The organism is Mesorhizobium sp. LHD-90, from assembly GCF_030929505.1.
Taxonomy (GTDB): Bacteria; Pseudomonadota; Alphaproteobacteria; order Rhizobiales; family Rhizobiaceae; genus Kumtagia.
This window is the reverse complement of sequence record NZ_JAVFVV010000009.1, coordinates 164,961-186,993: the sequence shown is the minus strand read 5'-3', so window position 1 is coordinate 186,993 and position 22,033 is coordinate 164,961. Positions and strand designations below refer to the sequence as shown.

The following is a 22,033-nucleotide window of genomic DNA, read 5'->3' as shown; positions in this document are numbered from 1 at the left end:
GTTACGCTCTTTTGTTCCACAAATGTTCCGCCCTCGGCGCAGGCCGGGCAAGGGCCAGAATGAACTTTGTCAGAGCCGCGATTGACGAGCCATCGACCAGATCGTCGAGAACCGGCAAAATCGCTTTCAGGGCTGCGGTTTGTGGCCGGAACCTTAAGTCGCCGGCGAGTGGTGTCGCCAGCGACAGCCGCCAGGCGCGCGCCGAAAGCCGGCGTATCGCCGTCTCCATCTCGGCATGGTCTCCCCGCTCCAGCCCGTCCGACAAGATCACCACCGCCGCCCCTCGCGCGAACGCCGAAAACCTTGGCACCGCCAAAAAAGCCAATAAAACCGGGCCGATACGCGTGCCGCCGTCCCAATCTTCCGCCAGCGCCGAGGCGCGGGCTAGCGCCTGTTCTCGGTCGCGGATGCGCAGAGGCGAGGTGATCCGGGTGAGCCTTGTGCCGAAGGTGAAGATTTCCGCGCCCGCCGCATGCACGGCAGCATGCGCCAGCCGCAGATAGTCCTCGGTCCAGAGCTTCATCGAGCCGGAAATATCGATAAGGATCAAAAGTTTGCGAGGCACGAGCTGCCGCTTGCGAAACAATGGTATCGGGACGTCGCCGTCCGCCTGCACGATCTCGCGCAGCGAGCGCCGCAGATCCAATTTTCCGCGCGCATGGGTGCGCACGTTGCGAAACGACCGCCGCACCGGCAGCACCGCCGGCAGTTCGCGGCGGAAGCTCGCAAGCGCATCCTCGGTATTTCTCCGGAAATCGCGCAGCCCGAGCCTTTCGGCGGCTGAGGCGCTTTCGCCGCTCTCGTCGTCCCGGCGGATGTCGACCTCCTGCCGCTGATCGCCGCCATCGTCCTTGATGCCGGTTTCTTCCTCCCCGTCGACTTCGATAAAATTCTCGACCTCGCCATGAAAAAAGGCGCGAAAGTGCGCGTCGAACTCGCCACGCCGGTCCGGCGGCGGAGCCAAGGTCGCATAGGCCGCCTCGCGGATGTCGTTCATCGAACGGGGACCGAGAAGGGCGACAGCCTGCATGAAACTGGTCACCTGCCCCGGCGAGATGGCGAAGCCGAAACCGCGCAAATGGCGCGCAAAGCCGAGGAACGGCGCGGCGGCACATGGCAGCGTCGAAGTGCGCGGTGCCATGCCGTTCACCCCAGCGCCTCCTCGACGATCCTGCCTAGTTCGGGCGCGATGTAGGAAAGATCCTCCTCGTCCTTGATCAGCACACCGATGGCGCGGCGGAAGGCGAGCGGCCAGGGACTTCCGGTTTTTTCCAGCATGGTCGCAGCGTTGGCCCATTCGACCGCCTCGGCGATGCCGGGCGGTTTTGCCAGCGGGTGGGCGCGGATGCCGCCGACCGCCTTGGCCACCGCGTGCGCCGTGGCCTCGGCGACGTCGCCGGCACGTAGCATGATGATCGCCGCCTCTCGGCTTGCGTCGGGATAGGCGATCCAGTGATAGACGCAGCGGCGGCGCAGCGCTTCCGCAAGTTCGCGCGTGCGGTTTGAGGTCAGCACGACGATCGGCTGGCTGGCGGCGGTCAGCGTGCCGCGCTCCGGAATGCTGATCTGGAAATCCGACAGAAATTCGAGCAGCAGCGCCTCAAACTCGTGATCGGAGCGGTCGATCTCATCGACTAGCAGCACGCGCCGCTCGGGCGCGCGCAGCACCCGCAGCAGCGGCCGGTCGATCAGGAAACGGTCGTCATAGATATCGATCTCCTGGTCGCCGGCGTGGCGGATGGCAAGCAATTGCCGCTGATAGTTCCACTCGTAGAGCGCATGCGCGGCGTCGATGCCCTCGTAGCATTGCAGCCGCACGAGATCGCGCCCGAGCACGGCGGCGATGGCCTTGGCGGCCTCCGTCTTGCCAATGCCCGGCGCCCCCTCCAAGAGCAGCGGCTTTCCCAAGCGGATCGCCAGGAACACCGCGGTGGCAAGACCTTCGTCGGCGATGTAGCGGGCATCTTCCAGTGCCGCCGCGATGGCTTCCGGCGAGGCTGCGATCTGTTCGGCGGATGCGCTCATCGGACCTTGCTTCGGGCTACGCCGCCCGCTGTTCCTTCAGCGCCCTGAGAATCCGCTCGGGCGTGATCGGCAGCATGTCGATGCGCACGCCGACGGCGTCGAATACCGCGTTGGCCACCGCCGGGATCTGCGGGTTGGCACACATTTCGCCCGGTCCCTTGGCACCGTACGGACCGTCGGCCGCCGGCCGCTCCAGCACGATGATCTCGGTATCCGCGAGATCGCCCGGTCCCGGCATCAGATATTCGTTGAAGTCCGTGCCACCGTGCTCGCGGCTGGGATAATAGGGTTCGGTCGTCTCGTAGAGCGCATGCGAAATGCCCATCCACGAGCCGCCGACAAGCTGCTGCTCGACCATTTTTGGATTCAGCGCGCGGCCGATCTCAAAAACGTTCTTCACCGAAACGACCGTCACCTCGCCCGTCTCGTCGTCCACCTCGACATCGACCACCGTGCAGGCATGAGCGTAGCAGGTGGACGGTTTCATCGCGCCGGTTTCCACCTCCGGATAGGAGCGCGGGACCAAAAACATGCCGCGCCCGGAGATCGAGCGCCCGAGCTTGAAATGCGCCGTGAGCGCGGTGTCGAAGATCGAGATGGATTTCTGCGGCGCGCCCTTCACGTGGATGTTGCCGGTGCCGTCTGTCTCAAGGTCGGAGGCGTTCACCTCCAGCGCTTCCGCCGCGACTTCCAGCATCACCTGCCGCGCCTCGCGCGCCGCCTGCACTACCGCATTGCCGATGCGATGTGTGCCGCGCGAGGCGAAGGTGCCCATGCAGTGCGGACCGGTGTCGGTGTCGGCGGTGTCGATGATCACCTGCTCAGTCGGCACGCCGATCGTCTCGGCGCAGATCTGCGCCATCACCTGCTTCAGCCCCTGCCCCAGGTCGACGGAGGACAGCGTCACCATGAAATTGCCGGTCGGCGTCGAATGCACAAGCGCCTGGCTGGGATCGCCGCCAAGGTTCATGCCGGTGGGATAATTGATCGCCGCCACGCCGCGGCCACGCCGGATCGCCATCGCTCAGCCTCCCTTGTACGAGGACATTTGCAGGTATTTTTCCGCGACCGGCCAGTTTGCCGCGCGCGACGCTTCCTGCATGCACTCGATCAGCGCGGCACCCGTCGTCGGCTGGCGATGCGCCTTCATGTCGCCGTCGCGATAGGCGTTGACAAAGCGGAATTCGAGCGGATCCATGCCGATCAGCCGCGCCAGCTTGTCCATCTGCACCTCCAGCGCAAAGTCGGCGATGGTTACGCCGAAGCCGCGCATGGCCGAGGACGGCGTGCGGTTGGTGTAGACGCAGTAGGTGTCGATCCAGACATTCGGCACCGTGTAGGGGCCGGGATAATGCGCAGCACCTTTCTGCGCGCCGTAGGGCGAGTGCCGCGAATAGGCGCCGGCGTCGGTGTAGCCGGTCACCTTGCGGGCGACGATTCGCCCATCCTTCATCACGCCGTCCTTGATGATGATCTTTTCGGCTGCGCGCGGCGACGAAATCTGCATCTCCTCGTAACGCCCATAGATGAAGGAGACCGGCCGGCCCGTAAGCCTTGCGGCAAGAATGGCAATCGGCTCGACGATGACGTCGACCTTGCCGCCGAAACCGCCACCCACCGTGCCGCCGACCATATGCAGCTTGTGGCCCGGCATCTGCAGGATGATCGAGGTGTTGTCGAGCGTGAAGAACATTGCCTGCGTGTTGGTGTGGCAGGTGAAGCGGTCGTTGCCTTCCGGCATGACGACGCAGCCGGTGGTCTCGGTCGGCGCCTGCTCGATCGGCGACGACGCATAGGTCTGCTCGAGGACGTGGTCGGCTTCGGCAAACCCTTTTTCGATGTCGCCGAACCGGACCTTGCGGTGATCGCCGCTGTCGTAGAGATAAAAATTGCCGGGATGAAATTCGTTGACCAGCGGCGCGCCGGGCTTCAGCGCCTCCTCCATGTCGAAGACTGCCGGCAAGACCTCGTAGTCGACCTTGACCTTGTCGACCGCCTCCTGCGCCGCGCGCTCGGTCTCGGCGACGACTGCCACCACCGCCTCGCCCTTCCAGCGCACCTTGTCCTCGGCCAGCACGTATTCGTCTTCCGGCCCCACCTGGATGAGGATCAGGATGGTGTAGAGATTGTGCGGAATGTCCTTGGCCGTCAGCACCCTGACCACGCCCGGGTGCTTTAGCGCCTCCGACGTGTCGATGCCTTTGATGCGCGCATGGTGATGCGGACTGCGCACCATCTTCAGATGCAGCAGCCCCGGAAAGGTACGGTCGGCGAAATAGGCGGTCTTGCCGGTGACATGGCCCGGCGCGTCGGAACGCGGCCGGCTCTGGCCGATCTCGTGCAAATCGTCCTTGCGCTCGTCGGCGAAGTAGTTTTTGCGCAGTTCCATTGCGGAAAACTCCTCAGGCCGCGTGATGCGAATTGGAGCGCGCCGCCGAAAGGATCGCGCGGATGATCGGTTCGTAGCCGGTACAGCGGCAGATGTTGCCCGAAATGGCGTCGACCACTTCCTCGCGTGTCGGGTTTGGCACGCGGTCGAGCAGCGCCTTGGCGGCCATGATCATGCCCGGCGTGCAGAAGCCGCATTGCGTGGCGAACCCCTCCTGGAAGGCGCGCTGCAACGGGTGCAGCACGCCGCCCTCCGCCAGTCCGGCCGTGGTGGTGACGCTCGCGCCTTCACAGGTCTCGGCAAGCGTGAGACAGGACAGCCTGAGTTCGCCGTCGACCAGCACCGAGCAGGTGCCGCATGTACCCTGGTGGCAGCCGCCCTTCGGCGAGGTGTCGCCGAGTTTTTCGCGCAGCACTTTCAGAAGCGTCGAGCCGCTCTCGACGAACTCGGCCTTCTCGTCGCCGTTGAGCACGAACTGGATGGGTACCTTCGCCATTCTTTTTTCCTCCCGCGCCACTCCCATGCGGGCGGCGCTCCTCCGGCGATTCCCTTTAGGCCCGTCGATTTCGGACAGGCTTTACGACAGCAGCAGCCGGCCGAGATGCACCGGCAGAACCTCGGCGCGATACCAGGCGCTGGCGATGGCATCGGTGATCGGCGCGGTGCCCTCGCCAGCGACGGCGAGCGCCGGCGCGATGCCCTCCGCAGTGCGTTGACGACCGACCAGCGCCTGCTCGGCAGCAGCCGCCCGCATCGGCCGGTTGGCCATGCAGCCCAGCGCGATGCGCGCGGCGCGGATGGTGCCGTCGCTCGCCTCGTCGAGTAAAACCGCGATACTCAGCACCGACACGCCCTTCGGCTTGACCCTCGCTACCTTGACGAAGCGGAATTTTTTCGGCTCCGGCACGTCGAAACGCACCGCGCTGACGATGCGGCCAGCCGCGGCGTCCCGGGCCTTCAAGAAGGCGTCGATCGGCGTCGCCTGGTCGCCCTCCAGAACCTCGGCGTCCAGCGCCAGCAGCGCCACAGCAAAATCGCCATATGGCGCCGGCGCGAACAGATTGCCGCCGACGGTCGCCATGTTGCGGATTGCCGGCCCGCCGACGGCGCGCGCCGCCGGTGCAATAGCGGCGAGATCAGGATGGCGCGCGATTGTCGACATGGTCACCGAGGCGCCGATAGTCGCCCGGCCGCCCTCGACAGAAATCGAGAACAGGGCCGGATCGGTCGAGCGGACAAAGGTGGTGAGTGACACGTCGCCTTCATTGGCGGCGCGCACGACCAGCGTGCCGCCGCCGAGATAACGCGCACCGGCGGCTTTCAGCGCCGCGTCCGCGTCGTTCAGAGTCGCAAATGTCTTGAGTGCAAGCGGCATCGTTTCCTCCCCGAGCCGGCCGCGAAAACGTCAGCCGTTGCCGGCGAAATGGTTCTTCAGCGCATTGAACCCGCCCTGGAAGACGTTTTCACCCATGCCCTTGGCGATATCGTCCGCCTTGTCGGCCGGCGCGTCGAACTCCGCCGTCCAGACCGCGTAGGTGCGGTCGCCATCTGTGACGCGCTCCAGCCTCAGCGTCGACGTATGGCTCGAGATGGGGGCGGGATGGCCGATGATCGAATAGGTGGTCAAATGATCGCCGTCCGAGAACGCGACGAGTTTTTCGCGGATGGTCGCCCCCGAGGCAACCTTGAAGTTGCGCACGGCGCCGATGTCGGTCGCCGCCTTGCCGTCCTCGATATGGCTCTCGACCATGCGCGGATGCCAGGCGGGCAGGCCGTTGAAGTCGCGGATGCGCGCCCAGACCTTTTCCACCGGCGCGTCGATGACACTCGAAATCCTGACTTTCGCCATGCGGCGCTCCTCCCAGATTGCACGTTGGGGAGGAGGTTATGCCTGATGATCAGCCTGCGCTTATCAATCAGTCTTGGGCGCTTATCGATGCGTCTGAAAAACGCGCATGCGACCGGAATGCTACGCCGTCGCCCGCGCCGCCTCGCGATAGAGCGTCGGCGGCACGCCGGCATGGTCGCGGAAAAAGCGAGTGAAATTGCCCTGCGAGGTAAAGCCGAGGTTGCAGGCGACGGAGGTCAGCGAATCCTGCGACTGGAGCTGTTTCAGCGCCTCCTCCATGCGCAAAGTGTTCCAGTAGACATTGGGTGTCAGATTGGTCTGCTCCTTGAACAGCGCGAAGAAATGCGGACGAGACAGGCCGACGCTCCTCGCCACATCATCGAAGCAGATGCGCTCGCAGACGTTGGTTTTCATCAACTCGATGGCCTTGCGCACGCGGTGGTCCAGCAAGGCGCCCGCGCCGGCCGGCACCTTGCGGGGCCGCGCCATGTCGGCGGCGTCGATCAGGCTGTCCACCAGCCGCTCGGTCTCGTAGCTCGCCAATTCGTCGCCGGCGCCGTCGTTGAGTTCGTCGTAGAGGCTCACCGCCGCGCGGTAGAGCCAGCCGTCGAGCGGCAGTGCAGGCATGGCGAACAGCGGCACCTTCGGCGGCAATCCCAATCGGCGGCGCGCCCAGTCGGGATCGATGTAGAAGGCGAGGAAACGGCCCGGCGCGCCGCCATCCGACAGCGCGTGGCTGTGCGGTTGGAACGAATTGATGCAGGCGGCCATGCCGGCGCCGAGGCTCACAACGTCGCCGCCGATCGTCATCTCGCCGGCGACGCCGTCCAGCCAGATGATGATGTGAGCCTCGGCATGGGCATGGGTGACGAAATTGCTGCTGACGTTCAGCATGGAGACATGGCCGAACGTGCCCCGGAAGAGCCTGATCGAGCTCGACATCATTTCCTCCCAGAGCTTCGTTTCATCCGATGCGTGGCTCTGATTTCTTTTTGCCGCAAATCTTGATGCCGCTCGGAGGGACCGTCAAGAGCGCCGTGCGCTTGTCGCGCCGCCCGCCACTCGAAGATGACCCTGCGGAAATCTTTGTGCAGCGCAGCACATTTTACCCCTTGCGTGTTTAGTAAATTCTGCTTCAACTAAACAAAATTACTCAACACGCCGTGATGCGTGTGGGCGCCCTCGGGAGGGGCGGACTGGTCTTTTTTGAGACCGTCATCCGGACGGTTTCGTTAATGGGAGGTAGGCATGAAATCGACATTGAAAGTGTCGCTCGGCCTGGCTACGGGGCTTGCCGCCTCGACGGCCATGACGGGCGTTTCGCAGGCCGAGGACTTGACGCTCTGCTGGGCCGCCTGGGACCCGGCGAATGCCCTCGTCGAACTGTCCAAGGATTTTACCGCGCAGACCGGCATCGGCATGAAATTCGAGTTCGTGCCATGGACGAACTACGCCGACCGCTTCCTCAACGAACTCAACTCCAAGGGCAAGCTCTGCGACCTGATCATCGGCGACAGCCAGTGGATCGGCGGCTCCGCCGAGAACGGCCATTACGTCAAGCTCAACGATTTCTTCGACAAGGAAGGGATCAAGATGAGCGATTTCGTCGACGCCACCGTCGTCGGCTATTCGCAGTGGCCAAAGAACACGCCGAATTACTGGTCGCTGCCGGCCTTTGGCGATGTGGTTGGCTGGACCTATCGCAAGGACTGGTTCGCCAAGCCGGAACTTCAGGCCGCATTCAAGGAAAAATACGGTCGTGATCTGGCCGTGCCCGCGACCTTTGCCGAGTTGAAGGACATTGCGGAATTCTTCCAGGGCCGCGAGGTCGACGGCAAGAAGGTCTACGGCGCCTCGATCTATACCGAGCGCGGCTCCGAGGGCGTCACCATGGGCGTCATGGACGTGCTCTATTCCTTCGGCTTCAAATACGAGAACCCGGACAAGCCCTACGAGATGGAAGGTTTTGTCAATTCCGAGAAATCGGTGAAGGGCCTCGAATTCTACAAGGCGCTCTATGACTGCTGCACGCCTCCCGGCGCCTCCAATAGCTACATGGGCGAAGGCATCGACTCCTTCAAATCCGGCCAGGTGGCGTTGCACATGAACTTCGCCTTCACATGGCCGGGCCTGCAGAAGGACGAGATGGTGGGCGGCGAGAAAGTGGGCTTCTTCGCCAATCCAGCGGGTCCGGACGGCGAGAAGCTCGCCCAGCTCGGCGGCCAGGGCATCTCGGTCGTTTCCTACTCAGATAAGCAGGACGCCGCGCTGCAGTACATCAAGTGGTTCGCAACGGCCGATGTGCAGAAAAAGTGGTGGTCGCTCGGCGGCTTCTCCTGTTTGAAGGCTGTCGTGGAAGACCCTGGCTTCGCGGCCAGCCAGCCCTATGCGCAGACTTTCCTAGACTCCATGGCGATCGTGAAGGATTTCTGGGCCGAGCCCAGCTACGCCTCGCTGCTCCAGGCCTCGCAGAAGCGCTTCCATGACTACGTCGTCGCCGGCCAGGGCACGGCCAAGGAAGCGCTCGACGGCCTGGTCAAGGACTGGACCGAAGTGTTCGAAGACGACGGCAAGATGTAACCGCGTCCTCCCAACTCCGCCCCGCGCCGTGTTAGTCTGGCGCGGGACGGAGACCGCTCATCATGCAAGACCTGCCCGCCGGAAAGCCCGTCGTGACCGACACCCACCCTTCCCTACTGGATCGGACCATGGAGGCCGCCGCCCGGGCAACGCCGGAGCCGCTGGCCAATACGGTCCGTGGGCTGTCCGACCGGATGGTCGCCTGGCTGTTCATCGCGCCGACCATCCTGCTGCTGCTCGCCATTAACATCTTTCCGCTGATCTGGGCGATCCAGCTCTCCTTCACCAACTACCGGGCCAACCGCCCCAACGAGGTGGTGAAGAACATCGGCCTGCAGAATTATGAGCGCATCCTGACCGACACCGATACCTGGATCGCGATGCAGACCACCGCGCATTTCGTCTTCTGGACGATCCTTTTGCAGACACTGATCGGCTTCACGCTGGCCTACCTGATCGACCGCAAGTTCCGCGGTCACGCCTTCTGGACGACCATCATCCTCGTGCCGATGATGCTGTCGCCGGCGGTGGTCGGCAATTTCTGGCGTTTCCTCTACGAGCCGCAGATCGGCCTTTTCACCTACATCGTGTCCTTCTTCACCGGCATCGCGACCACCGACATTCTGATGCTTTCCAATGTGAAGCTGGCGCCTTGGTCGATCATCATCGTCGATACCTGGATGTGGACGCCCTACGTCATGCTGATCTGCCTCGCCGGGCTGCGCTCCATTCCCGACTACATCTATGAGGCGGCCGAAGTCGACCGCGCGTCGAACTGGCGGCAGTTCTGGTCGATCACCCTGCCGATGGCGCTACCCTTCATCATGCTCGCGGTGCTGTTCCGCGGCATCGAGAATTTCAAGATGTTCGACATGGTGAACCTCTTGACCGGCGGCGGGCCGGGATCGACCACCGAGGTCGCCTCGATCACGCTGAAGCGCGAAGCCTTCGAGAAATGGCGCACCGGCTTCTCGTCCGCCTTCGCCATCATCCTGTTCGTCGCCGTCTTCGGGCTGGCCAACATCTACGTGAAAGTCCTGAACCGGGTGAAGAGCCGATGAGCGCCGCCGCCCATTCCGTCGTCGAGCCGAGCACGACGTCCAAGCGCGTCGCCGCCACGCTGGTGATCGTCTATGCGGTCGTGTCGATGATCCCGCTGTTCTGGATCTTCGCCACCAGCTTCAAGACGCCGCCGGATTCGATCGCCTACCCGCCGAAGGTGGTCTTCACGCCGTCGATCGAGGGCTATTGCAACCTGTTCACGACGCGGACAAGGCAGACGGCCGAATATATCAACTCGCTGCCGCCGGCGACGAGTTTTTGCGACGAGACCACACGCAAGCGCAACATGGTGATCGCCGGCCCGTCGAATTTTTTGCCGCGTTTCCTGAACTCGATCGTCATAGCCTTCGGCTCGACCTTCCTTGCCGTGTTCCTCGGCACGCTGGCCGCCTATGGTTTTTCGCGCTTCAAGGTTCCGCTGGCCGACGATTTGCTGTTCTTCATCCTGTCGACGCGCTTCATGCCGCCGATCGCCGTCGCCATCCCGATCTACCTCATGTACCGCGAGATCGGCCTCTCCGACACGGCGCTCGGCATGATCCTGCTCTACACCGCCGTCAACGTGTCGCTCGCGGTGTGGCTGCTCAAGGGTTTCATCGACGAGATCCCGCGCGAATACGAGGAGGCCGCGATGATCGACGGCTACACGCGGCTGCAGGCCTTCTGGCGCGTGGTGCTGCCGCAGGCCACGACCGGCATCGCCGCCACCGCCATCTTCTGCCTGATCTTCGCCTGGAACGAATACGCGTTCGCCGCGCTGCTTACCTCCGGCACGGCGCAGACCGCCCCGCCCTTCATCCCGACCATCATCGGCGAAGGCGGGCAGGACTGGCCGGCCGTGGCCGCCGGCACGACGATCTTCCTCGTGCCGATCCTGGTCTTCACCATCCTTTTGCGGAAGCAATTGCTGCGCGGGATAACCTTCGGGGCGGTGCGGAAATGAGCGCAGTCACGACAAAGAAACGCCGCTCGGCTTGGCCCCGCATTTTACGGAGGGGCCTGCTCGAAAACATCGCGACCGTGGTGATCGGGCTCGGCTTCCTGATGCTGTTCCAGCCCTTCGCGATCACGCTCTACACCTGGTCGTTCGTCACCATGCTCGCCGGCACCGTCATGTTCATCGTCGTCTCGAAATTCCCGGAATAGGACGATGGCCGAAATCCGCGTGCAGAACCTTCGCAAGGAATTCGGATCGTTCATCGCGGTCCAGGATTCCAACTTCGTCGTCGAGGACGGCGAATTCTTCGTCATGCTCGGGCCGTCGGGCTGCGGCAAGACCACGACGCTACGTATGATCGCCGGGCTCGAACTGCCGACCGGCGGGCAGATCCTGCTTGACGGCGAGGACGTCACCATGCTGCGCGCCCGCGAGCGCGATATCGCCTTCGTGTTCCAGCTTTTCGCGCTCTATCCGCATATGAACGTCAGGAAAAACATAGGCTTCCCGCTGCTTGCTCAGGGCATGCCAAAGGCCGAAATCCGCCAGCGCGTCGAGGAGACGGCCAAACTGCTGCGCATCGACCATCTGCTCGACCGGCCGGTGTCGGGACTGGCCGGCGGCGACCGCCAGCGCGTGGCGCTCGGCCGTGCCATCGTGCGGCGGCCGAAATGTTTCCTCATGGACGAGCCGCTCGGCACGCTCGACAGCGAATTCCGCGACGTGATGGTCCACGAGTTGCGCGAGTTGCACAACCGCATCCGCGCCACCACCGTCTACGTTACGCACGACCAGTTGGAAGCCATGTCGATGGCCGATAAGATTGCTGTGATGAATCAAGGCTTTATCGAGCAGTTTGGCACACCGAAGGAGATCTACGACCGGCCCGCATCGATGTTTGTCGCCGACTTCATCGGTTCGCCGCCCATGAACTTCCTGAAATTCGAAAGCGGGCTGCGCAGGGGGACGAAGGAAATCGTCGTGCAGGGCGCGACCGTTTCGGTGCCTGAAATCTGCGAGGACTTTTCTTCGGCGGAGTTCGCGCTCGGCGTCCGGCCGGAACACATCCGTTTCGACGATGCCTCAAAACTCCGCGGCGCGATCTACGGCACCGAATATCTCGGCACGACGCAGATCGTGGCGGTCGAGACGGCCGGCGGAATGGTCAAGGCGCGTGTGCCGGCGGAGATCCAGCTGCGGACCGGCGAGCCGGTGGGACTGGCCTTCAACGCGGTGCGGGTTTCACTGTTCGAGCGGCAATCCGGCCGCGCCGTCCGCACCGGACTGCATGAGGGGGCGGCGCATGGCTGATATATCGCTGCGCAGCGTCACGAAACGCTTCGGCGAGACCGAGGCCGTCTCCGAACTCAACCTCCACATCGCCAATGGCGAGTTCGTCGTGCTGCTCGGTCCGACCGGCGCTGGCAAGACGACGACGCTGCGGCTCATCGCTGGGCTGGAGCGGCCCGAACAAGGTTCAATCGTGATCGCCGGGCGCGACGTCACCAAACTGGAGCCGGCGGTGCGCGACGTCGCCTTCGTCTTCCAGCAATACTCGCTTTATCCGCATCTTACCGTCTACGAGAACCTCGCCTTCCCGCTACGCTCGCCGACGCGGAAGCGATCCGAGGCCGAGATCAAGGCGCGCGTCGCCGAGATCGCCAGACTGGTTCGCATCGACCACAAGCTGGAGAACAAGTCGACGCGGCTGTCCGGCGGCGAGATGCAGCGCGTCGCCATCGGCCGGGCACTGGTGCGGCGGCCCGCCATCTACCTGATGGACGAGCCGCTTTCCTCGCTCGACGCAAAACTGCGCGCCGACCTGCGGCTGGAACTGAAACGCATCCAGACGGAACTGGGCTCCACCCTGCTCTACGTCACCCACGACCAGATCGAGGCGATGACCATGGCCGACCGCATCGGTATTCTGGCTGAGGGGCAGCTGGTGCAGATCGGCACGCCGCGCGAAATCTACACCCAGCCCGCCAACCTGCATGTCGCGGCGCGGCTCGGGCAGCCGGCGATCAACCTGCTGCCGGCCGGCCTGCTGCCGGACGCCGCGCCGGCGGGAACCAAGACGGTCGGCGCGCGCACCGAGCACCTGACGATCGAAAAAGTGGCGAACGGCCACGCCGACGGCACAGTCGACTGGATCGAGCATCTCGGCGACCAGAACCACCTGCATCTGACCGTCGGCGACCGCAAACTGGTGACCTTGACGGACCCCGACACAGCCTTCCAGAAGGGCGACCGCGTGACCGTGCGGTTCCGCGCGCCGCTTTATTTCGACGGTGCGGGCAACAGGATCGGGGGATGAGTGTGGATGAGACCATGAGCAGGATCGACCTCTCAGCCCTGATCGCGGCCGTCGCGGACACGGTGTCGGCGCATGCCGAGGAACTGACTGCGCTCGACCAGGCGATCGGCGACGGCGACCACGGCCTCAACATGAAGCGCGGCTTCGAGGCGGTGCGCGCCGAGAGCGTGGCGCTTGCCGAAAAACCTCTGCCCGATGCGCTGAAAGCCATTGGCACGAAGCTGGTCATGACCGTTGGCGGCGCGTCCGGTCCGCTGTTCGGCACGCTGTTCCTCACCCTCGGCAAGGAACTGCCCACCGAGCCCGACCGCACCGAACTGGCCGCGGCCTTCGGCAAGGCCGTCGATGCGGTGGCGGCGCGCGGAAAATCGCAGGCGGGGCAAAAGACCATGCTCGACGTGCTCTATCCCGTGCAGGCAGCACTTGCCGCAGGCCGGACCGGCGCCGAAATCGCCGACGCGGCGGACACGGCCGCCGAAGCCACCAAGCCGCTGAAGGCGATCCGCGGCCGTGCGTCCTTCCTCGGCGATCGCTCGATCGGCCATGTCGACCCCGGCGCGCGTTCCTCGGCGCTGATCGTGCGCGCCATCACCAAAACCCTGGAGCGCGGCTGATGAAAAATGTCGGCATCGTCATCGTCTCGCATTCGGCCAAGGTCGCCGAAGGCACCGCCGACATGGTGCGCCAGATGGTGGGCGACGAGGTGCCGCTCGCCTGGTGCGGCGGTAATCCGGAGGGCGGGCTCGGCACCAGCGTGGAAGCGATCATGCAGGCCATCGACCGCGCCTGGTCGGAAGCCGGCGTCGCCATCCTGGTCGATCTCGGCGGCGCCGAGACCAACAGCGAGATGGCGATCGAAATGATTGGCGAACCTAGGGCGAATCGGATCGTTGTCTGCAACGCGCCGATCGTCGAGGGCGCGGTGATGGCTGCGACGGAGGCTTCGGGAGGAGCGTCGCTTAGGGAAGTCGTGGCGACGGCGCACGAACTGGCGCCGGCTTGAATGGATCGGAATTTTTGATGACGGCGCTCGCACAAAAAGCGGTTGAGATCACGCATGAGGTCGGCCTGCATGCCCGACCCTCGGTGAAGTTCACGAAACTGGCGAAGTCGTTCCCCGCCGCGATCGAGATGGCGCTGGCGCCGGAGGGGCCGTGGTTCGACGCCAAGAGCATCGTCAAGGTGATGGCGGCGAAGGCGCCCAAAGGCACAGTGCTCCACCTGCGCGCCAGCGGCGATGAGGCGGAACTCGCAGTGGACGCGCTGGTCGCGCTGGTCGAGCGCGATTTCGACGAGGCCGACGCCCATGTCCGGACCGCATAGGCTCACCGGAATCCCCGCTTCGCACGGCTATGCGAAAGGCCCGATGGTGGGCCTGGACGCCGGAACGAAAGCCTATGCCGCCAAGGGGTCGCCTGCTGCGGAGGCACGCGCGCTCGCTATCGCCATCGAGGGCGCATCCGAGCAACTGGCTGCGCTCGCTACGCAAATGCTTGGCGAGGCGGCCGACATGCTGGAGTTCCAGCTTGCCATGCTCGCCGACGAATCGCTCGCCGCACCCGCCTTCGCCGCGATCGAGGACGGCGCGCTCGCCGACCGGGCATGGCTTGATGCGCTAGACGTCGAGATCGCCGGCTACGAGGCCTCCGAGGACGATTATTTCCGCGCCCGCTCCGCCGACCTGAGGGACATCCGCCAGCAGGTGCTCGATGTGCTGGCGCCGGCGGGCGATCTCGCGGTCCCGTCCGGTGCGATCCTGGTGGGCGACGACATCGCCCCGACGCGTTTTCTCGCGGTCGACTGGTCGCAAGGCGGCGGCATCGCGTTGGCGAAAGGCAGTTCGGCAAGCCATGTCGCCATGCTGGCCCGGGCGCGCGGCGTGCCGATGGTGGTCGGCCTCGGGCCGGTGCCGAGCGATTTCGATCTTCCCGTCTTTCTCGACGCGGAGCACGGCCACGTCCTGCTCGGTCCGGGCGACGAGGCCGAGGCGCTTTTCCACCGGGCGGCGGAGGCTTTCGCGGCGCGCTGGCGCGCTGCGGAGGAAAACTCGGCGAAGCCAGCCGCGACCGCCGACGGAACGCCGGTGCGCGTGCTGATCAACGTCGCCGACCCATCCGACGTCGAACGCATCGACGTCGCCACCTGCGACGGCATCGGGCTGATGCGCACGGAATTCCTGTTCGGCAAGTCGGAAGGGCTGCCGGACGAGGAGACGCAGTACCGCGCCTACCGAAAAGTGCTGGAATGGGCGGCCGGCGAGCCGGTCACGATCCGCACCGTCGATGCCGGCGGCGACAAGCCGGTGCCGGGTTACACGGTGGAAGAAGGCAATCCGTTCCTCGGCCTGCGCGGTATCCGCTTGTCGCTGGCGCGGCCGGAAATCTTTCGCGTGCAGATACGCGCGCTGCTGCGAGCCGCCGTCCACGCCAACCTGAAGGTCATGTTTCCGATGATCTCGGTGCCGGAGGAATACACCCTTGCCGCCGCGCTTTTCGCGGAGGAGGCGGACCGTCTGGCCAAGGCCGGGATCGAGTACGCCATGCCGCCGCTCGGCATCATGGTCGAGGTGCCATCGGTGGCAATCGCGCCGGAGCTTTTCAGCGATGTCGCCTTCTTCTCCATCGGCTCCAACGATCTCACCCAGTACGTTATGGCAGCGGCGCGCGACAACACGGCGGTGGCGGCGCTCAATTCCGTGCATAATCCGGCGGTGCTGCGGCTGATCGCTTCCGTAGCAGCCTTCGGGCAAAAAGACGGCATTCCGGTCAGCCTGTGCGGCGACGCCGGCGGCGATCCAGCCGCCATTCCCGCCCTGCTGGAAGCCGGCCTGCGCGACCTCTCGGTCGTGCCCGCGCAGCTGGCGCTCGCCAAGACGGCGGTTGCCGGTGTTTCCCTCTGACAATGGCGAAGCGACCGCAGCCCGAGCCGAAGGACGCCGAGGCGGCGATCCGCGCCTACAAGACCATTTTGTCCACCGTCATCGACCAGCGCCCGTCCGGCACACGACAACGGCTGGCCGATACGCTCGGCAAACACCGCAGCTTCGTCACCCAGATCACCAGCCCAACCTATTCGACGCCGATCCCGTCGAAACATCTGCAGGCGATCTTTTCCGTCTGCCATTTCAGCGGCCAGGAACGCGACGCCTTTCTCGCGGCCTATCACGCCGCGCATCCCGGGAAAGCGTCCCACGATTCCGGCCTGCGGCGCAGCCGCCACATCTCGCTGGTCGTGCCCGACCTCGGCGACGACAGGCAGAACGCCGCACTCGACCGCGCCATCAACGAGTTCATCCACAAGATTACCAGCATCGCCGGCAAGAGCGGTTAGCGCAGCCGAAACCAGACCGTCGCAGGCCCGGCAACCGGAGGAGGAAAAAATGAAAAAATTCATCAACGCGGTCGACACGGTGCTCACCGAGAGCCTCGACGGGTTCGCCGCCGCGCATTCCGACATTCTTTCGCTGGGCGGCGGGCACAAATTCATCCGGCGCAAGGCGCTGAAGCCCGGCAAGGTGGCGCTGATCTCCGGCGGCGGCTCCGGCCACGAGCCGCTGCATGGAGGGCTGGTCGGGTTCGGCATGCTCGACGCGGCCTGCCCCGGCCAGGTCTTCACCTCGCCGACCCCCGACCAGATGATGGAGGCGGCCGCCGAGGTGAACACCGGCGCCGGCTGCCTGTTCATCGTCAAGAATTACGAGGGTGACGTGATGAACTTCGACATGGCGGCGGAAATGTCGGAAGGCGTCATGCAGGTCGTCACCAATGACGACGTGGCGGTGGAGGATTCGCTCTACACGACCGGGCGGCGCGGGGTCGCCGGCACGCTTGTGGTGGAAAAGATCGTCGGCGCGGCGGCCGAGGAAGGCCGGGCGCTGAAGGACCTCAAGGAGCTCGGCGACCGGGTCAACCGGGCGACGCGATCGATGGGGGTGGCGCTGACCTCCTGCACCGTGCCCGCCGCCGGCAAGCCCAACTTCGAGATCGGCGACGACGAGATGGAATTCGGCGTCGGCATCCATGGCGAGCCCGGCCGCCGCCGCGCGAAAGTCGCTTCCGCCGACGCTATCGCCGAAGAAATCTGCGAAGCCATCGCCGGTGATCTCGGCGCGGCCGCCAGGGGCAACGCGCTGCTCTTCGTCAACGGCTTCGGCGGCACGCCATCGATGGAGCTTTATCTCATGTACAACAGCGCGCGCCGGCAGTTCGAGAAACGCGGCATTACCATCGCGCGCTCGCTGGTCGGTTCCTACGTGACCTCGCTCGACATGGCCGGCTGCTCGATCACGCTGTCGATGCTGGACGACGAGGCGGCGCGCCTATGGGACGCGCCGGTGCATACGGCAGCGTTGCGCTGGGGCATGTGAGGACCACGCTGCCAAGCCTGACGGCACGCCGCGAAGCGACGCTCGCTTTGCTCGTGCTCCGACGAGGTGCTGATCGCGCGACAAGGCAAACAGTATTTCGGCCGCCCCACGCAGGATGACGGCAATGCCGAAGCGGCCGGGCATCCGGACGCAAAACTTGATGGAAGCGCTTTCCAGCGCAAGCGGACGCCGCATGAACAGTCATCGGAGAACGTCGCTCGCGACCTTGGGCATGCCCTTCGGCCTCATCAGCCGTTTCTGCGCCGCAATACGAAACGGCGCGTTGGGTGCGCCGTACCCCGCATAGTCTCCTCGCCGTTCCACGATCTCGACGATGAAGCCCTCCGCGAAGGTCGGCGCATAGAGCTGGAAGAATTCGCCCCTGTCGTCGCGGTCGTAGAGGATGTTGGCGGCGCGCAGCCGGTCGGCGGCTTCCGGCTCAAGGCCGAAGCGGGCCTCCACGTCGTCATAGTAGTTGGGGGATATTTCGAGGGGTTTGAACCCGTTCGCCCGCAGCCGCCCGGCGGCCGCGAAAATGTCGTCGGTCGCCAGCGCCAGATGCTGGACGCCGGACCCGAAGGTTTCGGCGATGAAGTGGCCCGCCAGCGTCCTGCGGCTTTCGGCGCCGTTCAGCGTGAGGCGGAAGCGCTTGTCCAGGCCTTCGATCACCTGGCTGCGCACGAGGCCGGCCGGATCGACGACGTCGACCATCGGCGTCTTCGTCGTGCGAAAGATCGAGACATAAAACAGCAGCCAGCTTGGCATTTCCTCCTGGCTCATCGTCTGCCCGACATGGTCGATGCGGGTGAGGCCGACACCTTTGGCGGCGCTTGCCGCCGCGAGCGGCGTGAAGTCGATGTCCCACACCTTCGCCAGGTCGGTCTTGCCGTCGAGGAAATAGATCAGCCCTCCGCCGACGCCGCGGATGGCGGGAATCGACAACTGGCCGGGGCCGACCTGCTGGTCGAACATCTCCGCTCCCAACGCCGTCGCCCGTGCCATGGTCGCTGCGGCGTCCTCGACCTTCAGGCCGATCGCATAGGCCGACATGCCGTGAACCACGAAGGAGGAATGCGCGAAACCCTGTCGATCAGTGTTGACGACGATGTTGATGTCGCCCTGCCGATAGAGTGCGACATCCTTTGAGACATGCCGTCCCGCCTCGACGAAGCCGAGCGTGCCCAGCAGCGATCCCAGTTCGGCGGCTCCCCGGCGATCGGCCGCGAATTCGATGAACTCGACCCCTTCGACGCCGATCCGGTCCGGCATCGCCGGAATGACCACGTCGAGCGCCGGCTCCTCGCGTCGCACCTGGTCCATCAGCCATACCAGCGAACGCCTGCCGTCGGCCGAAATCGCCTTGGCGGAGCCGCCGCGGAACTGGTCGTTGAAGATCTCCAGCGACAGGTAGCCGTCATAGCCGGTCGCCGCCACGGCTTGCATGAATTCCCTGACCGGCAGGTCGCCTTCGCCAGGCATGTTGCGGAAGTGACGGCTCCAATAGAGCAGGTCCATCTCAATCAGCGGCGCGTCGGCGAGCTGGACGATGAAGATCTTGTCGGACGGGATCGAGCGTATGGAGGCGAGATCGATCCTGCGCGCCAGCGTGTGGAAGGAATCGAGGATCAGCCCGATGTTGGGGTGGTCGGCGCGGCGCACGATTTCCCATGCGTCGCGATGGTCGTTGACGTGGCGGCCCCAGGCCAGCGCCTCGTAGCCGACGCGCAATCCGCGGCTGGCGGCGCGTTCGCCGAGTTCATGGAAGTCGGCGGCGGCACGGTCGACCCCGCCGAGCGATACCGGCGACACCGAGGAGCAGACCAGCATCAGGTCGGTTCCGAGTTCCTGCATCACGTCGAACTTGCGTTCGGCCCGGTCGAAAGCCCGGCTGCGTTGCGGCTCGGGCAGGCCCTCGAAGTCCCGGAACGGCTGGTAGAGCGTGATCGTCAGTCCCGCGTCGCGGGCCATGCGCCCGACATCGCGGGGCGAGCCGTCGAACGCCAGGAAATCATTCTCGAATATCTCGACGCCGTCGAAACCGGCCGCTGAAATGGCGCTAAGCTTCTCCGCGAGATCGCCGGCGATCGACACAGTCGCGATAGAGGTTTTCACCGGAGCTCCTCCGCTCAGCCGCCATGTACGAACCAGTTCGTACAATCCTAGAGCAAGGCGCGCGGACGGGCAAGCACGGCCGGATAGCCTGTCAGGGCAACCGCTCGAACCCTTGACCGGGCTAGACGAGCAACAGGAGCGAATACCGCATCGCCCGCTGGTGGCAGGCACAAGCTTCATCGCCGCCACGCCACGAAAAATCCGCGCCGGCGTCGATCCTTCGGGTTTTTTGATCCGGGGCCGCGCGTCAGGACGTGTCAGGGTTTTCCAGCGCGTAGACGGCCAGCGCGTGGGCGTGCGCCAAAATCTCGTCGATCTCGCGGATGTTGCGCGGATGAGTGGCTGTCGGATCGTAGCGCGACAGCCGGCCGCCGGGCGGACGCCCGCGCCGCAGCGGCGAGACGCGGCGAGGCCGCCACGCCTCGCGGCCTTGTTGGTCTTGCGCGCCCATAGCGCGGGCGCGGGCTTGCCTCGCCTGCGCGGCGTCGTCGCGCCGCGCTTTCCAGCGGGCGAACCGCCTGGCCTGGCCCGGCAGGTCGTCCAGTGCCCGACCCAGCGCCTCCAGCCGCAGGGCCAGCCGCGATGCATTGACGGGATCGTCGGGCGATGGCGGGGCAGGCAAGGGACGGAGTTGCGCGCCGAAATCGAGCCCCGAGATGCGCGGCACGCTTTTGGTTTTCGGCCGGATGGGATGGCTCCAGGGCCGTGGCATGCGCAACGGATCGAGCAGCGGCAGGTTGATGCTGCGCGGTGTCGACCAAGTACGTTTCTTCGGCCCGACCGGCATGAAGGCGCGGGGTCCCCGCCGGATCGCGGCTTCTTTGGGTTTTCGCGGGCGCAATGGCGGCAAGGTCACGACGAGGCCCCGCGCCGCCGCGATGATCAGCCGCCGCGCCGTGGATTCGGCCGGACGCAGCAGTTTGAGGATAGCGCGGTAGAGATGGCGGGGAAGGGTAAGTGCCGATGTAAGTGCCGGGGACAGTTTACTTTTTTCCGCCTGCGCCTCGTTCTGAGCTGCCGCGTCCTTCTGCGGAAACAAAGTAAACTGTCCCCCAGCAGTTTGTCCCCCAGCACCCAGTCCGAGCCCAAAACCCAGTTCGGCCATCCCGACAAGCATGGCCAGCAAGCGCTTCAGCGCCTGCCAGTTCTTGTCGATCGCCGCAGTCGCGCCCATCACCGCCCTCCTTCAAGGCGGCGCGATCATCGCACCGATCAGTGAATAAGTAAATAGTCCTAGGAACATATCCCTCTTGACGCTACTGTGAAGGCCGTCTTTGGCGAGAACGCCACTGCAATTTCCGCTTTGCGCGGACATTCGAGTCCTGCCTAAGCACTGCAACTTCAAGCGATTGCCCTGGATACGCTATTCGGCCGGCGCCTCTCCCCTGGCGACGAAGCGCAGCATCATCTCGACGGTGTTTTGCTTGAGGCGCTCCAGTTGCGCCGGGGCGCCGAAATCGCGCCCGAAGATCATCGAGAACGTGGCCCGGTTGGAGACGTTGAAAAAACACAGCGCGCTGACCTGCCAGTGCAGTTCGACCGGGTCGAGCCCCGGCCGGAAGATACCGTCCTCCACACCGCGCGAATAGATGCGCGAGATATGGTCGATGGCCGTCACGTTGAGCGCGCGGATCGCTTCCGACTGTTTGAGATACTGGCCGTGGTGGATGTTCTCGATCATCACCATCCGGATGAACTCCTCGTGCCGGTGATGATGGTCAAAGGTGAACTCGACCAGGCGGGTCAGGGCCGCGACAGGGGAAAGACCTTCGATGTCGAGATGGGCTTCCCCCTCGCGCACCTGGCGGTAGGCATCCTCGAGCGCGCGCAGGTAGAGGCCTTCCTTGTCGCCGAAATAATAATAGATCATGCGCTTGCTGAATCGCGTCCGCGCCGCGATCTCGTCGATGCGCGCGCCCGACAGCCCGTTGAGGGCAAACTCCTTGGATGCGATCTCCAGGATGTTGCGGCGCGTCCCTTCCGGGTCCGGAACGCGCGCCGCGCCGGCATCCGGCTTCGATTTATCAGTCTTGGCGACAGTCATGAACTTTCCAACTCCTCCGGCCGCGCGGGCAATTGACTGTACTATCTAGTTCGTACATCATTCCGACATCGGGTGCATCTGTTTAGAGCAGTTTGCATTCATGTCGACCCATTCTGCCGGCGACGGTTTGGGCCAAGGTCGAGGGCTTCGTCGCAGGTCGGGCTGGTGGCCCGGACAAGACGAAGCCCGATGGATTTGGCCCAAACCGGCCCGGCCCTCCGGGTTTCCGTTTGGCGGGCGCCCACGTCGTCGGATGGACTTGGCCGTGCCACCAGCACGACCCGCGCCATCCTCCTCGTGGATCGCCTCGCCAAACGAGAAACAGAATGAGCCGACCTGAGTGCAAACTGCT

The 22,033-nt window shown here is 64.7% G+C and carries 23 protein-coding genes; 12 read left to right on the top strand and 11 right to left on the bottom strand.

Annotated features, from left to right (window positions below; all coding sequences use genetic code 11):
- Position 1 precedes the first annotated feature (1 nt).
- From RB623_RS14765 to RB623_RS14730, 8 genes are all read right to left on the bottom strand, one after another.
- A complete protein-coding gene (locus tag RB623_RS14765) occupies positions 2-1,141 on the bottom strand; it encodes a VWA domain-containing protein (protein WP_308057624.1) in 1,140 nt (379 codons plus the stop codon).
- A 5-nt stretch (positions 1,142-1,146) separates the two neighbouring features.
- Positions 1,147-2,025 carry a MoxR family ATPase gene (locus RB623_RS14760; RefSeq protein WP_308057623.1) on the bottom strand — a complete coding sequence of 293 codons (879 nt, stop codon included), beginning with the start codon at positions 2,023-2,025 and terminating at the stop codon, positions 1,147-1,149.
- A 16-nt stretch (positions 2,026-2,041) separates the two neighbouring features.
- Complete coding sequence (locus RB623_RS14755; protein WP_308057622.1) at positions 2,042-3,046, bottom strand: molybdopterin cofactor-binding domain-containing protein; 1,005 nt, start codon at positions 3,044-3,046, stop codon at positions 2,042-2,044.
- A gap of 3 nt (positions 3,047-3,049) precedes the next feature.
- On the bottom strand, positions 3,050-4,414 hold the full coding sequence (locus RB623_RS14750; protein ID WP_308057621.1) for a xanthine dehydrogenase family protein molybdopterin-binding subunit: 1,365 nt from the start codon (positions 4,412-4,414) through the stop codon (positions 3,050-3,052).
- Between the two features lie 13 nt (positions 4,415-4,427).
- Positions 4,428-4,910, bottom strand: a complete 483-nt coding sequence (locus RB623_RS14745; RefSeq protein ID WP_308057620.1) for a 2Fe-2S iron-sulfur cluster-binding protein — start codon at positions 4,908-4,910, stop codon at positions 4,428-4,430.
- Positions 4,911-4,991: 81 nt separating this feature from the next.
- Positions 4,992-5,789 (bottom strand): FAD binding domain-containing protein, encoded by a 798-nt coding sequence (locus tag RB623_RS14740; protein ID WP_308057619.1) that lies wholly within the window; start codon positions 5,787-5,789, stop codon positions 4,992-4,994.
- A gap of 30 nt (positions 5,790-5,819) precedes the next feature.
- Positions 5,820-6,263, bottom strand: coding sequence for an SRPBCC family protein (locus RB623_RS14735; RefSeq protein ID WP_308057617.1), 444 nt, complete (start codon positions 6,261-6,263; stop codon positions 5,820-5,822).
- A gap of 120 nt (positions 6,264-6,383) precedes the next feature.
- Positions 6,384-7,205: an AraC family transcriptional regulator gene (locus tag RB623_RS14730; protein ID WP_308057616.1), complete on the bottom strand. Its 822-nt coding sequence runs from the start codon at positions 7,203-7,205 to the stop codon at positions 6,384-6,386.
- 306 nt (positions 7,206-7,511) lie between these two features.
- Between RB623_RS14730 and RB623_RS14725 the strand changes: the two genes are divergently transcribed.
- From RB623_RS14725 to dhaK, 12 genes are all read left to right on the top strand, one after another.
- On the top strand, positions 7,512-8,843 hold the full coding sequence (locus RB623_RS14725; protein ID WP_308057615.1) for an ABC transporter substrate-binding protein: 1,332 nt from the start codon (positions 7,512-7,514) through the stop codon (positions 8,841-8,843).
- 128 nt (positions 8,844-8,971) lie between these two features.
- Positions 8,972-9,904 (top strand): carbohydrate ABC transporter permease, encoded by a 933-nt coding sequence (locus RB623_RS14720; protein ID WP_374121680.1) that lies wholly within the window; start codon positions 8,972-8,974, stop codon positions 9,902-9,904.
- Positions 9,901-10,848, top strand: coding sequence for a carbohydrate ABC transporter permease (locus tag RB623_RS14715; protein ID WP_308057613.1), 948 nt, complete (start codon positions 9,901-9,903; stop codon positions 10,846-10,848). Before RB623_RS14720 ends, RB623_RS14715 begins: the two co-directional genes overlap by 4 nt.
- Positions 10,845-11,051, top strand: coding sequence for a hypothetical protein (locus RB623_RS14710; protein WP_308057612.1), 207 nt, complete (start codon positions 10,845-10,847; stop codon positions 11,049-11,051). Before RB623_RS14715 ends, RB623_RS14710 begins: the two co-directional genes overlap by 4 nt.
- 4 nt (positions 11,052-11,055) lie before the next feature.
- Entirely contained in the window at positions 11,056-12,153 is a 1,098-nt protein-coding gene (locus RB623_RS14705; RefSeq protein ID WP_308057611.1) for an ABC transporter ATP-binding protein, read from the top strand.
- The gene (locus RB623_RS14700) at positions 12,146-13,159 is read left to right on the top strand and encodes an ABC transporter ATP-binding protein (protein ID WP_308057610.1); all 1,014 of its coding nucleotides are present in this window, start codon (positions 12,146-12,148) and stop codon (positions 13,157-13,159) included. Before RB623_RS14705 ends, RB623_RS14700 begins: the two co-directional genes overlap by 8 nt.
- A 14-nt stretch (positions 13,160-13,173) precedes the next feature.
- Positions 13,174-13,773: a dihydroxyacetone kinase subunit DhaL gene (dhaL, locus tag RB623_RS14695; RefSeq protein WP_308057609.1), complete on the top strand. Its 600-nt coding sequence runs from the start codon at positions 13,174-13,176 to the stop codon at positions 13,771-13,773.
- Complete coding sequence (gene dhaM / locus RB623_RS14690; protein ID WP_308057608.1) at positions 13,773-14,162, top strand: dihydroxyacetone kinase phosphoryl donor subunit DhaM; 390 nt, start codon at positions 13,773-13,775, stop codon at positions 14,160-14,162. Before dhaL ends, dhaM begins: the two co-directional genes overlap by 1 nt.
- 17 nt (positions 14,163-14,179) lie before the next feature.
- The gene (locus RB623_RS14685) at positions 14,180-14,482 is read left to right on the top strand and encodes an HPr family phosphocarrier protein (RefSeq protein WP_308057607.1); all 303 of its coding nucleotides are present in this window, start codon (positions 14,180-14,182) and stop codon (positions 14,480-14,482) included.
- Positions 14,466-16,058, top strand: a complete 1,593-nt coding sequence (gene ptsP / locus RB623_RS14680; protein WP_308057606.1) for a phosphoenolpyruvate--protein phosphotransferase — start codon at positions 14,466-14,468, stop codon at positions 16,056-16,058. Before RB623_RS14685 ends, ptsP begins: the two co-directional genes overlap by 17 nt.
- A 2-nt stretch (positions 16,059-16,060) precedes the next feature.
- Positions 16,061-16,489: a hypothetical protein gene (locus RB623_RS14675; RefSeq protein WP_308057605.1), complete on the top strand. Its 429-nt coding sequence runs from the start codon at positions 16,061-16,063 to the stop codon at positions 16,487-16,489.
- A 49-nt stretch (positions 16,490-16,538) separates the two neighbouring features.
- Positions 16,539-17,525: a dihydroxyacetone kinase subunit DhaK gene (dhaK, locus tag RB623_RS14670; protein ID WP_308057604.1), complete on the top strand. Its 987-nt coding sequence runs from the start codon at positions 16,539-16,541 to the stop codon at positions 17,523-17,525.
- 201 nt (positions 17,526-17,726) lie between these two features.
- Here the strand turns inward: dhaK and RB623_RS14665 are convergent, their stop codons facing one another.
- The 3 genes from RB623_RS14665 to RB623_RS14655 form a co-directional block, all read right to left on the bottom strand.
- Complete coding sequence (locus RB623_RS14665; protein WP_308057603.1) at positions 17,727-19,637, bottom strand: TIM barrel protein; 1,911 nt, start codon at positions 19,635-19,637, stop codon at positions 17,727-17,729.
- A 247-nt stretch (positions 19,638-19,884) separates the two neighbouring features.
- On the bottom strand, positions 19,885-20,811 hold the full coding sequence (locus tag RB623_RS14660) for a hypothetical protein (RefSeq protein ID WP_308057602.1): 927 nt from the start codon (positions 20,809-20,811) through the stop codon (positions 19,885-19,887).
- A 189-nt stretch (positions 20,812-21,000) separates the two neighbouring features.
- A complete protein-coding gene (locus RB623_RS14655) occupies positions 21,001-21,681 on the bottom strand; it encodes a TetR/AcrR family transcriptional regulator (protein WP_308057601.1) in 681 nt (226 codons plus the stop codon).
- Positions 21,682-22,033 lie beyond the last annotated feature (352 nt).

Coding starts and splice junctions, on each gene's coding strand:
- RB623_RS14675 (WP_308057605.1), top strand. CDS start 16,061: ATGGCGAAGCGACCGCAGCCCGAGCCGAAGGACGCCGAGGCGGCGATC.
- RB623_RS14760 (WP_308057623.1), bottom strand. CDS start 2,025: ATGAGCGCATCCGCCGAACAGATCGCAGCCTCGCCGGAAGCCATCGCG.
- RB623_RS14710 (WP_308057612.1), top strand. CDS start 10,845: ATGAGCGCAGTCACGACAAAGAAACGCCGCTCGGCTTGGCCCCGCATT.
- RB623_RS14685 (WP_308057607.1), top strand. CDS start 14,180: ATGACGGCGCTCGCACAAAAAGCGGTTGAGATCACGCATGAGGTCGGC.
- RB623_RS14730 (WP_308057616.1), bottom strand. CDS start 7,205: ATGTCGAGCTCGATCAGGCTCTTCCGGGGCACGTTCGGCCATGTCTCC.
- RB623_RS14765 (WP_308057624.1), bottom strand. CDS start 1,141: ATGGCACCGCGCACTTCGACGCTGCCATGTGCCGCCGCGCCGTTCCTC.
- dhaM (WP_308057608.1), top strand. CDS start 13,773: ATGAAAAATGTCGGCATCGTCATCGTCTCGCATTCGGCCAAGGTCGCC.
- ptsP (WP_308057606.1), top strand. CDS start 14,466: ATGTCCGGACCGCATAGGCTCACCGGAATCCCCGCTTCGCACGGCTAT.
- dhaK (WP_308057604.1), top strand. CDS start 16,539: ATGAAAAAATTCATCAACGCGGTCGACACGGTGCTCACCGAGAGCCTC.
- RB623_RS14740 (WP_308057619.1), bottom strand. CDS start 5,789: ATGCCGCTTGCACTCAAGACATTTGCGACTCTGAACGACGCGGACGCG.
- RB623_RS14655 (WP_308057601.1), bottom strand. CDS start 21,681: ATGACTGTCGCCAAGACTGATAAATCGAAGCCGGATGCCGGCGCGGCG.
- RB623_RS14700 (WP_308057610.1), top strand. CDS start 12,146: ATGGCTGATATATCGCTGCGCAGCGTCACGAAACGCTTCGGCGAGACC.
- RB623_RS14715 (WP_308057613.1), top strand. CDS start 9,901: ATGAGCGCCGCCGCCCATTCCGTCGTCGAGCCGAGCACGACGTCCAAG.
- RB623_RS14735 (WP_308057617.1), bottom strand. CDS start 6,263: ATGGCGAAAGTCAGGATTTCGAGTGTCATCGACGCGCCGGTGGAAAAG.
- RB623_RS14720 (WP_374121680.1), top strand. CDS start 8,972: ATGGAGGCCGCCGCCCGGGCAACGCCGGAGCCGCTGGCCAATACGGTC.
- RB623_RS14725 (WP_308057615.1), top strand. CDS start 7,512: ATGAAATCGACATTGAAAGTGTCGCTCGGCCTGGCTACGGGGCTTGCC.
- RB623_RS14750 (WP_308057621.1), bottom strand. CDS start 4,414: ATGGAACTGCGCAAAAACTACTTCGCCGACGAGCGCAAGGACGATTTG.
- RB623_RS14755 (WP_308057622.1), bottom strand. CDS start 3,046: ATGGCGATCCGGCGTGGCCGCGGCGTGGCGGCGATCAATTATCCCACC.
- dhaL (WP_308057609.1), top strand. CDS start 13,174: ATGAGCAGGATCGACCTCTCAGCCCTGATCGCGGCCGTCGCGGACACG.
- RB623_RS14660 (WP_308057602.1), bottom strand. CDS start 20,811: ATGGGCGCGACTGCGGCGATCGACAAGAACTGGCAGGCGCTGAAGCGC.
- RB623_RS14745 (WP_308057620.1), bottom strand. CDS start 4,910: ATGGCGAAGGTACCCATCCAGTTCGTGCTCAACGGCGACGAGAAGGCC.
- RB623_RS14705 (WP_308057611.1), top strand. CDS start 11,056: ATGGCCGAAATCCGCGTGCAGAACCTTCGCAAGGAATTCGGATCGTTC.